Origin of the sequence: Bacillus sp. BPN334 (genome assembly GCF_008368885.1) — a bacterium.
Taxonomy (GTDB): Bacteria; Bacillota; Bacilli; order Bacillales; family Bacillaceae_G; genus Bacillus_A; species Bacillus_A wiedmannii.
The window spans coordinates 1-12,608 of record NZ_QOZW01000020.1 but is presented as its reverse complement, the minus strand read 5'-3'; the positions used below and the strand labels follow the sequence as shown (position 1 = coordinate 12,608).

The 12,608-nt window shown below is 34.1% G+C and carries 13 protein-coding genes and 1 pseudogene; 11 read left to right on the top strand and 3 right to left on the bottom strand.

The features are described 5' to 3' along the window. Nucleotides 1–42: 42 nt before the first annotated feature. Entirely contained in the window at nucleotides 43–987 is a 945-nt protein-coding gene (locus DN393_RS26780; RefSeq protein WP_149174109.1) for an L-lactate dehydrogenase, read from the bottom strand. A 201-nt stretch (nucleotides 988–1,188) separates the two neighbouring features. Here DN393_RS26780 and DN393_RS26775 point away from each other — a divergent pair, with 201 nt between their 5' ends. Both DN393_RS26775 and DN393_RS26770 read left to right on the top strand, forming a co-directional pair. Beyond that, entirely contained in the window at nucleotides 1,189–2,625 is a 1,437-nt protein-coding gene (locus DN393_RS26775; RefSeq protein WP_064476368.1) for a flavin monoamine oxidase family protein, read from the top strand. Between the two features lie 103 nt (nucleotides 2,626–2,728). Continuing rightward, nucleotides 2,729–3,652 carry a CobW family GTP-binding protein gene (locus tag DN393_RS26770; protein WP_064476367.1) on the top strand — a complete coding sequence of 308 codons (924 nt, stop codon included), beginning with the start codon at nucleotides 2,729–2,731 and terminating at the stop codon, nucleotides 3,650–3,652. Between the two features lie 100 nt (nucleotides 3,653–3,752). Here DN393_RS26770 and DN393_RS26765 read toward each other — a convergent pair whose 3' ends face one another. Next, on the bottom strand, nucleotides 3,753–4,748 hold the full coding sequence (locus tag DN393_RS26765; protein ID WP_149174108.1) for an S-layer homology domain-containing protein: 996 nt from the start codon (nucleotides 4,746–4,748) through the stop codon (nucleotides 3,753–3,755). A 233-nt stretch (nucleotides 4,749–4,981) separates the two neighbouring features. On the opposite strand from DN393_RS26765, the pseudogene DN393_RS26760 reads away from it, so the two are divergent. From DN393_RS26760 to DN393_RS26735, 6 genes and pseudogenes are all read left to right on the top strand, one after another. After that, nucleotides 4,982–5,431: pseudogene (locus tag DN393_RS26760) on the top strand (3-oxoacyl-[acyl-carrier-protein] synthase III C-terminal domain-containing protein); the annotation flags it as partial. A 181-nt stretch (nucleotides 5,432–5,612) separates the two neighbouring features. Next, the gene (locus DN393_RS26755; RefSeq protein WP_149174107.1) at nucleotides 5,613–6,830 is read left to right on the top strand and encodes a substrate-binding domain-containing protein; all 1,218 of its coding nucleotides are present in this window, start codon (nucleotides 5,613–5,615) and stop codon (nucleotides 6,828–6,830) included. A gap of 90 nt (nucleotides 6,831–6,920) precedes the next feature. After that, nucleotides 6,921–7,694: an ABC transporter ATP-binding protein gene (locus DN393_RS26750; protein ID WP_149174106.1), complete on the top strand. Its 774-nt coding sequence runs from the start codon at nucleotides 6,921–6,923 to the stop codon at nucleotides 7,692–7,694. After that, the gene (locus DN393_RS26745) at nucleotides 7,672–8,373 is read left to right on the top strand and encodes a branched-chain amino acid ABC transporter ATP-binding protein (RefSeq protein WP_064476363.1); all 702 of its coding nucleotides are present in this window, start codon (nucleotides 7,672–7,674) and stop codon (nucleotides 8,371–8,373) included. The genes DN393_RS26750 and DN393_RS26745 overlap by 23 nt, the downstream gene beginning before the upstream one ends. A 21-nt stretch (nucleotides 8,374–8,394) precedes the next feature. Continuing rightward, nucleotides 8,395–9,255 (top strand): branched-chain amino acid ABC transporter permease, encoded by an 861-nt coding sequence (locus DN393_RS26740; RefSeq protein ID WP_149174105.1) that lies wholly within the window; start codon nucleotides 8,395–8,397, stop codon nucleotides 9,253–9,255. Between the two features lie 49 nt (nucleotides 9,256–9,304). Then, nucleotides 9,305–10,258, top strand: coding sequence for a branched-chain amino acid ABC transporter permease (locus tag DN393_RS26735; protein WP_064476679.1), 954 nt, complete (start codon nucleotides 9,305–9,307; stop codon nucleotides 10,256–10,258). A 92-nt stretch (nucleotides 10,259–10,350) separates the two neighbouring features. On the opposite strand, the gene DN393_RS26730 is transcribed toward DN393_RS26735, so the two are convergent. Further along, entirely contained in the window at nucleotides 10,351–11,139 is a 789-nt protein-coding gene (locus DN393_RS26730) for a LysR family transcriptional regulator (protein WP_149174104.1), read from the bottom strand. Between the two features lie 120 nt (nucleotides 11,140–11,259). On the opposite strand from DN393_RS26730, the gene DN393_RS26725 reads away from it, so the two are divergent. The 3 genes from DN393_RS26725 to DN393_RS26715 are packed head-to-tail and all read left to right on the top strand — an operon-like array spanning nucleotide 11,260 to nucleotide 12,586. Then, nucleotides 11,260–11,808 carry a DUF4865 family protein gene (locus DN393_RS26725; protein WP_064476360.1) on the top strand — a complete coding sequence of 183 codons (549 nt, stop codon included), beginning with the start codon at nucleotides 11,260–11,262 and terminating at the stop codon, nucleotides 11,806–11,808. 41 nt (nucleotides 11,809–11,849) lie between these two features. Beyond that, entirely contained in the window at nucleotides 11,850–12,257 is a 408-nt protein-coding gene (locus DN393_RS26720; protein ID WP_064476359.1) for a tautomerase family protein, read from the top strand. Nucleotides 12,258–12,265: 8 nt separating this feature from the next. Continuing rightward, entirely contained in the window at nucleotides 12,266–12,586 is a 321-nt protein-coding gene (locus DN393_RS26715; protein WP_064476358.1) for a carboxymuconolactone decarboxylase family protein, read from the top strand. The last annotated feature ends 22 nt before the right edge of the window (nucleotides 12,587–12,608 follow it).

The following is a 12,608-nucleotide window of genomic DNA, read 5'->3' as shown; positions in this document are numbered from 1 at the left end:
AGCAATCCAAAATAAATTGGATTGCTTTTTTTGCATACACGATTACAGAACAGGAGCCATTGTTTCTTTCAAAACTTGAACAGAGCGATCGAATTTTAATTCTTCTTCTTCACTTAATTCCACTTCTAAAATTTCACGAACACCGCCGCGATTTAATACAGCAGGTACACCGATATAAACATCTTTTTGACCATATTGACCTTCTAAGTAAGCTGATACTGTTAATACGCTATTTTCGTCGTTTAAAATCGCCTTTGTAACACGTAGAAGTGACATACCAATACCATAGTAAGTTGCACCTTTTCGCTCAATAATATGGTAAGCTGCGTCACGAACGTTTATGAAGATTTTGTCTAAATCTTCTTGCGTGTATGTGTTGTCTTTATCAAGAAGCGTTTGTAGTTTTTGAATACCAATTGATACGTGACTCCAAACAGGAAGTTCCGTATCACCATGTTCTCCGATAATATAAGCATGAATGTTGTGTGGACCAATATCGAAATACTCACCTAGCATATAGCGGAAACGAGCAGAATCAAGAGTTGTACCAGAACCGATTACGCGTTCTTTTGGTAAACCAGATTCTTTCCAAGTTACGTAAGTTAAAATATCGACAGGGTTAGTTGCGATTAAGAAGATACCATCAAATCCGCTATCCATAATACTACGAACGATTTGTTTAAAGATTTTCGCGTTTTTCTCAACTAAATCTAAACGTGTTTCGCCTGGTTTTTGTGGTAATCCAGCCGTAATGACTACAAGGTCAGCATCTTTACAATCTTCGTAGTTACCTTTCCATACTCTAGTTGGAGCTGGTGCAAAAGGAACAGCATGACTTAAATCCATTGCTTCTCCTTCAGCTTTTGCCTCGTTTACATCAACTAAAACAAATTCTTCAGCTACAGCTTGGTTAATCATACAGTAAGCATAACTACATCCAACTGCTCCTGTTCCTACTAATACTACACGGTTAATACCTTTTTTCATTTCAAAATTCCTCGCAATTTCATTGATTTTATTATGTAAGATAATACGTCTTACTTCTATAGATTCATATCTAGTTTATTACATTTTATAAAAGATATTCAAGTTTTTGAAAATGTATCCGTGCAATTTCGTGCACGAAACATAGGAAGTAAGTGAACCGAATATAATGCAATAAAATCCTTTATCGAAGGGGAAAAGGGCATGATGCAGCCATTAACGATGGAAAGAATGCTTCATATTATTAATGTGGGACTCGTAAAAACGAAGAATCCAAAGCAAATTATTATTGCTGGTGCAGGAATTTCAGGATTAGTTGCAGCCTCGTTATTGAAAGAATCAGGGCATAGCATAACAATTTTAGAAGCGAATAACCGAATAGGCGGAAGAATATATACGATCCGTGAACCGTTTAGCAGAGGCTTATATTTTAATGCAGGGCCAATGCGAATTCCTGAAACGCACGAGTTAACTTTAGCTTACATTCGTAAATTTAAATTACCGTTAAATCTTTTTATAAATAAAACCGCTTCAGATATTATTTATACGAATAATATTAAAACGAGATTGAATGTGTTTGAAAAAAATCCAAGTATACTTGGATATCCAATTTTAGAGAACGAAAATGGAAAAACGGCAGAAGAGTTAATGTTAGTAGTATTAGAACCAATACTTAATTTTATAAAAAAAGATCCTAATAAAAACTGGATCATCGTTGAAAAAAAGTATAAAACATATTCACTCGGATCATTTTTAAGTGAGTATTATTCAGATGGAGCAATAGATATGATTGGGGTACTTCTAGATATGGAAGCATATATGGGAATGTCTTTAATTGAAGCATTACGTGAAATGATCTTTTTTACTTCAACGACAAAATATTATGAGATAACGGGCGGAATGGATACATTACCAAATTCATTTTTACCGAAGTTAAAAGATAATATTTTTATGTCTTATAAAGTAGAAAAAATTATACAGGAAGATAATAAAGTGATGATGCAAGTAACAAATGAACAAACGTCACATCCATTTATGGTAACAGGCGACATTGCTATTATCACAATTCCATTTTCAGCGTTACGATTTGTAGAAGTTCAGCCATATCATTTATTCTCTTATTTTAAAAGACGAGCAATTCGTGAATTAAATTATATTGCTGCAACTAAAATTGCGATAGAATTTAAAAGTAGATTTTGGGAGAAAGCGAGACAATGTGGTGGAAAATCTATTACAGATTTACCTATACGATTTACATATTATCCGAGTTATGGTATTCATACACAAGGGGCAGCTATCGTTTTAGCGAGTTATACGTGGGCAGATGAGGCGTTAACATGGGATAGTCTCCCGCAAAGAGATCGTATTCGTTACGCATTGAAAAATTTAGCGGAAATATACGGTGACATCGTCTATAGTGAGTTTGTTACTGGAACATCTTTTAGCTGGAGTCAAAATTCATATTCTTGCGGCGCATTTACAGCTTTCGAACCAGGCCAAGAGTTAGAGTTATTTCCGTATATTACGCCGCCAGCTGGCAAAGTACACTTTGCAGGAGAGCATACGACATTAACGCATGGATGGATGCAAGGAGCAATAGAGTCTGGAATTAGAGTTGCTTATGAAGTAAACGAACAGTGAAGATATATTTACAAATCACAATTCTTTTAATAAAATAATAAATATAAATCGTAATTATTACGCTTTGAATACGTTTGAAATAAAGAAATGGATGGTCGATCAAATGAAAAAAGTAGAAATTCATATATTAGGTGGCTTTTTAGGTAGCGGAAAATCAACATTATTACAAAATTTATTGTTAGCGGAGAAAAAGAAGAATAGAAAAGTTGCAGTATTAATGAATGAAATTGGTGAATACTCGGTAGATACGGATATTATTGGAAAAGAAAATGTGTTAAGAGAACTTCTGAAAGGATGTATTTGTTGTACGCTAAAAGAAGAGCTTGAAATACAATTACACTCGTTATATCAGCAAGAAAGACCAGATGTCATTTATATAGAAACGACAGGTGTTGCACATCCAATTGAAGTGTTAGATGCATGTGTATCACCCATTTTAGCACCTTTCTTAGAAGTGAAATCAATTGTAGTCGTTTTAGATGCAGTAAGATGGTTAAATCGAAGAGTATTAAGTGCAAACGTTCAGCAATTACTGCATGAGCAACTGAAGTTTGGTAGCCACATTTTAATTAATAAATCAGATTTACTAACAGATGCGGATAAGAACAAAGTAATTGAAGAAGTGAAAGCAATAAACAATCATGCGAAATTGTTTGAAACAAAATATTGTAATATATCTTTAGAAGACATAGAAGAAGCTGAATTTACGAATGATGGGGAACATGAGACACTACATGTCAAACAGCATTTACATATACAAACGATGACGTATCAATTTACGAAATCGATTGATCAAGATAAATTATACGAATGGCTTTCGAATGTACCAGATAGTATTTATCGCGTAAAAGGATTTGTGAAATTCCATGGAGATAAATACCCGCACCTATTCCAATATTCGTTCGGGGTACCGACTTTATTGGAACAAGACTTCGGTTTCCCAACGAACTTGGTAGTAATAGGAGAAGGGCTAGATAAGAAACAATTGGCTAAAGGATTAGAGAAAGTGGAACTTAATTCTAATTAAGATTAAAGGAGCTGCCCCACAAGTCGTTGAAACCGACTTGTGGGGCAGCCTTTTTATTTCTTATGAGAGCTACTTGTATTCATGTTAAATAGTCACTCTTTTAGTATTTTTGTTTTCCAAGATAAACATTTACACTAGTACTAGAGTCTCTACTAAATTCAATTTTGCGACCATCTAATTTTATTGTTCGAGAGCTTGTAGTAGGATTTTTAATTAGACTATACAGATAATCTGCTTTAGTTGGTAGTAGTGTATTTAGGATTTTTTTCACCGGCTCGTTTAATACAGGATCATCACTATGAATAGACATTCTATATGCGCTGTCATCATAGGGAGAAAAATTAAAATACATAATGCCATCATATGTTCGACCAGTTTTAGTATATACATAGTTATAATCTGTTTTTAAAAATCCAGAATCAATCAGTATATTCTCAATTTCTTTATACTTATCCTCATCTTTCGCAGGAATAGAATCAGGAACAAAATAAGGGTTTACATTAATTGCGTTATACATAAACGTTGCAAATTGTTCTCTTGTTACATTCATTTCTCCGCCGTATCGATAGTTTCCAATTCCTTTTGTAATTCCATTACTATACAATGAACGAACAGAGTCTGTTGCCCAAAAATTATTTGGAACATCATAGAAAAGGTCGTTTGTTTTTACAGGTAGATGAAACGCTTTTTGTAAGATAACAGCCATTTCGTATCGAGTTAATGTATCGTCTGGTCTAAACTTGTCAGTGCTATTGTCCCCTGTCATGAGTCCTTTTTGAGCAACTGCTTTAATATTGTTTTCAAACATATGCCCATGAATATCAGAGAAATGTTTAATTGTAGATCCAGTATTTTCTAATTTTAAGTATCTTGAAATAATCGCAGCTACTTGCCCACGAGTTACATTGTCCCCAAATCCAAATTTTCCGTTGCCATAGCCACTAATGACCTTTTGTTCAGTTAAGTAGTTAATCGAATCTTTAGACCAATGTTCCTTTGGTACATCAATGAAATGTTCAGTTTGTGCATGAGCATTCGTTGCACCAAATAGTGTGGCGGTAATTAAGCCTGTTGCAAGTACATGTTTAAAATTCATTATGATTCCTCCTAAGTATGTAAAACAATATCTTCTCACTTATATCAGTTCCTTTTAAGTGATAATCACTTATCTATTATATTAGCATATTTTGTTTTTGTAAAATATGGATTTACCTTCGTAATGTTGTTTAAATATATGTGGTGTTATAAGAAGGAGGGGAGTGCAAAAAGGTTAACTGACGGGGGCGTTTATTCATTTTGATTAGGGATATGCTATAAAATTCTGATAAATTAACAGATGGTTCATTTCATGACGATGTTCGTATTCCAGCTGGTGGATCGAAGTAGGTTGCGAGCTATGATACAGTTGAGAATCGACAACATTATATTGATGTAATAGATCCTAATAGTATGAAAGAACGTCTAGACCGGGTTTCAATCCCTAATTTTGACAAGGTTATTAGGGAGGCGTTAAGAAAAAGTGGATGTACTCCTAAAGATATTAAAGTATTGTTACCACTGCATACAAAACGTTCCATGTTAATAGAATTGATACAGGGACTAGGGCTAGAAGAAGAACAAGTTGTATATTTAGATCATTATGGACATATGTCAGCGCTTGATCCTTGCATTGGTCTTCACTTTGCAAATGAACAGGGAAAATTACAGGCCGGAGATATTGCAGTAGTAGTTAGTGCCGGGACTGGGTATACATGGGCAGCGACTGTAATTAGGTGGTGAAAAATACTAGATGAATATATGATAAATGGAGGTATTTGGAAAGAGGCGGCGAATGTAAAGGTACTTCATTAAATTTTTCAAACAGCTGTGTTTGTATGATTCAAAGGAAAAGTCATAATTACGGATGGGTAACTTTGGCGTGTTTGACTCTATCAGAAAGTAAAGTATGGGGAGGATCACAATGTCGATAAAAAAACGTAAATGGCTAAGAATGGTGGCTACTGGTTGTGTGTTAGGTTCGTTATTAATAACGGCAGCTTGTTCAGGAAAGAAAACAAGTACTGAGGATGAAAAGACGATTAAGGTAGGGGTTCTTGCTTCATTAACAGGTCCATTAGAATCATATGGAAAACAAACAGTGAATGGATTTGAATTAGGGTTAGACTATGCGACGGATGGAACGGGGAAAGTGGAAGGGAAGAAGATTAAGTTTGTTGTAGAAGATACGGAAACGAAAGCAGAGGTAGCAGTTAAAAAAGCTACGAAATTATTAGAAGAAGAGAAAGTGGATTTTTTAGTCGGATCGTCTAGTTCAAGTGATACATTAGCGGTTTTACCACTAGCTGAAGAATATGAAAAAATAATGGTTGTAGAACCGGCAGTTGCTGATAGTATTACCGGAAAGAATTGGAATAAATATGTTTTTAGAACAGGAAGAAGCTCTTCGCAAGATGCGATTGCAGGAGCAGCTGCAATTGCAAAAAAAGATATAAAGATTGCGACGTTTGCCCCGGATAATGCATTTGGCCGTGAAGGGATTGCAGCGTTTAAAGCTGGAGCGAAGAAATTAGGTGCGAATATTGTAAACGAGCAATATGCAGATACAAATTCGACTGACTTCACTGCAAATATTCAAAATATCATTAGCTCAAAACCAGATTATTTATTTATCGTTTGGGCAGGGGCAAACTCACCTTGGAAACAGTTAAAAGATATGAATGTGGAAGCACAAGGTATTAAAATTTCTACAGGTGCACCAGATATACCGGCATTAAAAACGATGGATGCGTTAGTAGGAATGCAAGGTTTTTCTGTTTATTATCATACACTTCCGAAAAATAAGGTGAATGATTGGTTAGTTGAAGAACATAAAAAACGATTTAATGGTGCGGTGCCAGATTTATTTACAGCGGGTGGAATGTCAGCGGCAATTTCTATTGTAGAAGCTTTAAAGAAAACAAAAGGTGATACAGATGTAGATACATTGATTAAGAAAATGGAAGGAATGGAATTTGATACACCGAAAGGAAAGATGAAGTTTAGAGAAAAGGATCACCAAGCGATGCAGACACTGTATTCTATCAAATTGAAAAAGCAAGATGGTGTTGACTATCCGGTGCCAGTATTAGAGCGAGAATTAACGATGAAAGAGACAGAACCACCAGTTCAAAATAAATAAACTGAATTTTCCGTTGATTTTGTATAAAGAGGGGGACGCCCTCTTTATACGTATTTCTTTTGTACTTAAAGCTTTAAAAGGAGGGATTTCGTGACACATTTGCTAGAAACGAAAAATCTTTGCGTATCTTTTGGCGAGCATCATGTTATTAAAGATGTGAATGTAACAGTACAAAAAGGAAAGCTCATTTCCATTATTGGACCTAATGGTGCAGGAAAGACAACGTTATTTAATTTACTAAGTGGACAAATTTCTCCAACAAAGGGGGAAGTATATTTTAAAGGACGAGAGATTACAAAATTATCAATTTCGGATCGAACTCGATTAGGAATTGGTCGTTCTTTTCAACTTACAAATATATTCCCAGAGTTAACGGTACTTGAAAATGTTCGTTTAAGTGTTCAATCATTTGTGCAAGATTGCTATAGTTTTTTTCCGAGTTCGGCAAAATTTAAGCAACAAGTGGGAGAGGCGAGACGTGTCTTAAAAACTGTATTACTTCAGGAAAAAGAACATGTATTAGCGAAAGATTTAGCGCATGGAGAAAAACGAAAGTTAGAGCTTGCAATGTTATTAGCTTTAAAAACAGATGTGTTACTACTTGATGAGCCGACGGCAGGTATATCAGTTGAGGAAGTACCGGCTATTTTACAAGTGATTGAAAATATTAAGAAACATCCAGAGAGTACAATTGTACTAATTGAACACAAAATGGATATGGTACTAGATTTGTCAGACCATCTTATCGTTTTATTCCATGGAGAGCTATTGGCTGAAGGTTTGCCCGAAGAGATTATGAAAGATGAGCGTGTACAAAGTGCTTATTTAGGGGGATTATATAGTGGCACTATTACAAGTGAATAATATAGAGACGTATTTAGATCAGTTTCATATTTTACAAGGCGTATCTCTTGCTGTTGAGAAAGGAACGATTACTGTACTGTTTGGAAGAAATGGGGCAGGGAAGACGACGACATTACGTTCGGTTATGGGATTTCACCATATCGCACATGGTGAAATTTATTATGATAGTACACAAGTAAATGGATTATCTACACATTTAATTTCAAGAAAAGGAATAGGGTATGTACCAGAAAATCAAGGTATTTTTCACGATTTGACAGTAGAAGAAACATTCGCTCTTGCTAGGGGTAAGGGAGAAGAAGCGGAAGAGAAAATTGAGTGGATGCTTGAACTATTTCCAGATTTAAAGCAGTTTTGGCACAAAAAAAGCGGACTATTAAGCGGAGGACAAAAGCAAATGCTAGCAATTTCAAGAGCATTTATTAATAGTGATGGTTTATTACTTATCGATGAGCCGAGTAAAGGCTTGTCCCCTATTATGATAGAAAAATTAATGATAGCCATTTTGAAAATGAAGAAGAAAACAACCGTTTTACTCGTTGAACAAAACTTTATGATGGCTAGTCAAATTGGTGATTACTTTTATATTATGGATAACGGAAAAATTGTTCATAACGGTTTTATGCATGAATTAAAAGAGGATAAGGAAATGTGTCACAAATATTTAGGAATCTCTTAACATGAATCCGAGGTGAGAAGGATGGATGTGTTAATCAATTTATTTGTAAATGGGATTTCAACAGGGATGCTCATTTTTTTATTAGCATCAGGTCTTTCACTGATTTTCGGTTTAATGAGCGTTCTAAACTTCGCACATGGTGGTTTATTTGCCTGGGGAGCGTTTACAGGTGTTTGGCTATTTAATATGACAGGTAGTTATGTATTAGCGTTAATTGGAGCAATTGCTATGGGAATGTTTCTTGGATTCATTTTAGAAAGATTCCTTATTAGACCGGTATATGGAAATCATGTTCGCCAGCTTCTTGTGACGCTTGGAGGAATGCTTGTACTTAGTGAATGTATTAAAGTATTTTGGGGGCCAAATCCAATTGGTGCTAAATTACCGTTATGGTTACAAGGTAGTTATACATTTGAAGGTATTATATTAATTAAATATCGTCTATTCGTAATTTTAATTGGGATCATCATTTATATTGCCTTACTATTATTGCTTAAAAAAACAAAGATAGGTCTAATGATCCGCGCAGGTGTAATGGATAAAGAAATGGTTCAAGCGCTCGGTATTAACGTAAAAGCGATATTTTCTTTCGTCTTTTTATTAGGAGCAGGGATGGCAGCGTTGGGAGGCTTCTTATTAGCGCCGTATTCAGGAGTTATTTTCGCCGAGATGGGTATGCAGTATGCGATTTTAGCTTTCATAGTAGTAATAATTGGAGGATTAGGAAGCGTACAAGGTTCAGCAATCGCATCTTTAATTGTCGGATTAGCTGGTGCTTTTACAGCGTATTTTATGCCGGATTTCTCACTTGCAATCAATATGTTAATGTTACTATTTTTCTTAATCGTGAAGCCAAATGGACTTGTTAGTGAAAAGGGGTGAAATGGTGAACAGCACTTCAAATCGAATTAAAGTATACTTCGGAGTATGTATGCTCATTTGTTTAAGTGTATTTCCATTCGTAAATGATTCACGGAGCTTGTTAATTTTGTTCACTCAAATCTTCATCTTTGCTATTTTTGCAATGAGTTTTGATGTATTGCTTGGATATACAGGAATTGTATCATTCGGTCATTGTATGTTCTTTGGAATAGGGGCATATGGCGTAGCACTTTTATTTGATCGGCAAGGAGTATCCATAACGAACTTTTTAATAGGGCTAGTAGCTGCAATTATCATTTCAGCAATTGTTAGTTATATAATCGGTTTGCTTTCGTTACGACTGAAAAGTCATTTTTATGCAATGTTAACACTTGCTATTTCACAGTTGTTTTTCGTACTTGCTGAAAAATGGCGTGGGCTCACTCACGGAGGGGACGGTTTTACATTTGGTGTACCAGACTTATTCCGTGATCGTTTTACGTTTTATTATGTAACACTTATATGTTTAATTGTCATTTTTATTCTGTTACGTCTTTTCACAAAATCTTCTATCGGAAAAGTATTAAAGGCAATTTCACAAAATGAACAACGTGTTGAAGCATTAGGATATAAAGTTCTTCATTATAAAATTATTGCTAGTATTGTTGCAGGAGTAGTTGCTACGATTAGCGGTGGTTTATTTGTTATCACACTACGCTTTGTTAATACAACTGTATTTTCAATTGAAATGACATTAAATGCATTATTGATGACAATGATTGGAGGCGTTGGAACGTTAATTGGAGCAATTGCTGGAGCTGGAATTATTGAATCACTGAAATATTATTTATCAGAACTAGCTACAGCGTATCCGATTTTTGAACGATGGACGATTATTCTTGGTTTATTGTACATTATCGTCTTGCTAGTTTTCCCGAAAGGATTAGTTGGAACGGTAAAGAGTTTGAAGAATATGAAACGGAATAAGAAGGAGAAAAGTGCAGAAGTGGAGCAAAATGTGTGAAAAATCAATTGTATAGAATATGAAAATCCCTCTTTTAGATTCGTAAAGGAGGGATTTTTATTGGTGTATGTAATTAGTTTATAGCTATTCTATTAATTAAATAGTTCATCAGGGATTTGTTTTAAAGAGTGTTGATTCGTAAAAAAATGAACAGCTAATTTCTCAATTGGAAAATCTTCAATTGGTACCAATGTATCATTTCTAATCGGCAAAAAGGCTATTCCTTTTCCATCCTGAATAAACTCTTCCATAAGCGAATAAGAATCTAATTGTTGAAGTTGACGCTGAGATAAATTATTTTCTTTTAAAAATTGTATTGTCTTATTTCTAAAAGGGCACCTTTTGTCATTACTAACGAAGAAGAGTTCCTTTGAATAGTCAATGGTAGGCGTTTCTTTCGCTTTTAATAAGCCTACAGAAATTGAAGCAGTAAATACTTTTTTAAAAGCTGCGTCGGGATCATCCTCGTAAGTAATGACCATATCAACTTTTTGTTGTTGCAGTAATTTTTGCAAATGACTACTATTTTCTACATATATTTGATAATTCCTGAAATTTTCTTTAATGCGCTTACTTACATAATTAGTCAAAATAGATTGTGACGTCGCGATTATATAAGAAGAACTATTCGTTTTAATTTTATCTTTCGCTTCTTCTACTAGAGTTAATATTTGATTCGTGTAGTCTAATAAAATATCACCAGAAGGTAACAAGGATACTCCTTTGTTATCTCTATGTAGTAAAGGCGTTTCTAATTCTTGTTCTAATTTTTTGATTCGCTCAGTTACGTTCGGTTGAACATATCCTAACTCTTTCGCAGCTTTACTAATAGAACCTTCGCTGGCTACAGTTTTGAATATAATAAGATCATTTATGTCCATATATCACAGCCCCTTATTTGATATCATTATAAATGATATCAAATATAATTTATACCTATTTTACGTTAGTCAATCATCGGTTTATCATTGTGTATATAAGATTGAAAGTGAGTGATAAACATGATTGGAATGCAATATAAGGTCATTTTGCCAAAGGATTATGACATAGAGATTATTAAAAAAAGGGTAAAGGATAATGGATATAAAACGGATGGTTTTCAAGAATTGAATTTCAAAGCATATTTAATTACTGAGACAGGTAAGGATGGGAATTTCTATAACTGTTATGCACCTTTATATATTTGGAATGGCCATGAAGGAATGAACAAATTTATCTTTGAAGGGTATTACGATAATATTTTACAATCTTTTGGGTGGCAACAAATAAATATAGGTGTTCCATTAGTTGTTAATCTAAGTGATGATTTTAAGAAAAGTAAATATGCTGTTGAATATGTAGGGAGTATTTCTCAAAGTAATTCACTGAGGGAGACTCAATTAAAAACTATGAATGAATGTGTACAAAATATAGAAAAGTGTTTAGGAAATGTAATGATTTATAATTCAGATAAATGGAGGTATAGTCAGTTAAGTTTTTATGAAGAAAAGCCTGAAATGGTAACAAATAAAGGTGTTACAGTATATGAGATTTTGCACATTTCACGATGAAAACTTGTTGAAGTTAAATTAGGAAAAAGGAATGAAAATGTATGCCTTTTGTGAACGTTTATTATCATGAAAATATATTAAATAAAGAAGAGTTGAAAAAGATAGGTGAATGTATTCATCTGTCATTAATTGAACATTTTAACATCCTTGAAAATGATTTTTTTCAAATGTTTTTACCTTATCAACAAAATCACTTTTTATATAATCCATATTATTTATTAGAAAGAGGAGAAAAGAGAACAGAGAAGATGATTTATGTTTCTATTACATGCGGACCGGGAAGAACGATAAAACAGAAAATGAATCTATATCAGTCGATATCCTTGAAGATTTCTGAATGTTCTAGTATAAAAAGTGCAGATATTTTTATTACGCTAAATGAGACATCTGCTGAAAATTGGTCATTTGGTCAAGGATTGACACAATTGGTAAAAGTGAAGGGAGAGTGAAATGATGAATGAATCAATCAATTAAATATTGTATTCAAGAGAGAATGAAAGAAATGGCACCTGCATTTGCTCATTATAGTGAAGAGATATTGTTCGAGGAAGTGTGGCGGGATGACACTTTAACATTAAGAGAAAGAAGTTTATGTACAGTGTCGGTATTAATCAGTCTTGGTCATACAGAACAATTACCATTTCATTTGCGACTGGCCAAACAAAATGGAATTGGAGAAAATGAAATGATCGCATTAATAACACATATGGCTTTTTATGTTGGTTGGCCCAAAGCAGTGGGAGCTTTAAATATAGCAATGAATGAAATGGAAAGTTAAGAATAACGATAAGAAAGAATTC

What these genes read in the sequence shown, in the direction of transcription:
- DN393_RS26780 (WP_149174109.1), bottom strand. Translation starts at nt 987, where the DNA reads ATGAAAAAAGGTATTAACCGTGTAGTATTAGTAGGAACAGGAGCAGTT.
- DN393_RS26755 (WP_149174107.1), top strand. Translation starts at nt 5,613, where the DNA reads ATGTCGATAAAAAAACGTAAATGGCTAAGAATGGTGGCTACTGGTTGT.
- DN393_RS26715 (WP_064476358.1), top strand. Translation starts at nt 12,266, where the DNA reads ATGAATCAATCAATTAAATATTGTATTCAAGAGAGAATGAAAGAAATG.
- DN393_RS26740 (WP_149174105.1), top strand. Translation starts at nt 8,395, where the DNA reads ATGGATGTGTTAATCAATTTATTTGTAAATGGGATTTCAACAGGGATG.
- DN393_RS26720 (WP_064476359.1), top strand. Translation starts at nt 11,850, where the DNA reads ATGCCTTTTGTGAACGTTTATTATCATGAAAATATATTAAATAAAGAA.
- DN393_RS26735 (WP_064476679.1), top strand. Translation starts at nt 9,305, where the DNA reads ATGCTCATTTGTTTAAGTGTATTTCCATTCGTAAATGATTCACGGAGC.
- DN393_RS26725 (WP_064476360.1), top strand. Translation starts at nt 11,260, where the DNA reads ATGATTGGAATGCAATATAAGGTCATTTTGCCAAAGGATTATGACATA.
- DN393_RS26730 (WP_149174104.1), bottom strand. Translation starts at nt 11,139, where the DNA reads ATGGACATAAATGATCTTATTATATTCAAAACTGTAGCCAGCGAAGGT.
- DN393_RS26770 (WP_064476367.1), top strand. Translation starts at nt 2,729, where the DNA reads ATGAAAAAAGTAGAAATTCATATATTAGGTGGCTTTTTAGGTAGCGGA.
- DN393_RS26775 (WP_064476368.1), top strand. Translation starts at nt 1,189, where the DNA reads ATGATGCAGCCATTAACGATGGAAAGAATGCTTCATATTATTAATGTG.
- DN393_RS26765 (WP_149174108.1), bottom strand. Translation starts at nt 4,748, where the DNA reads ATGAATTTTAAACATGTACTTGCAACAGGCTTAATTACCGCCACACTA.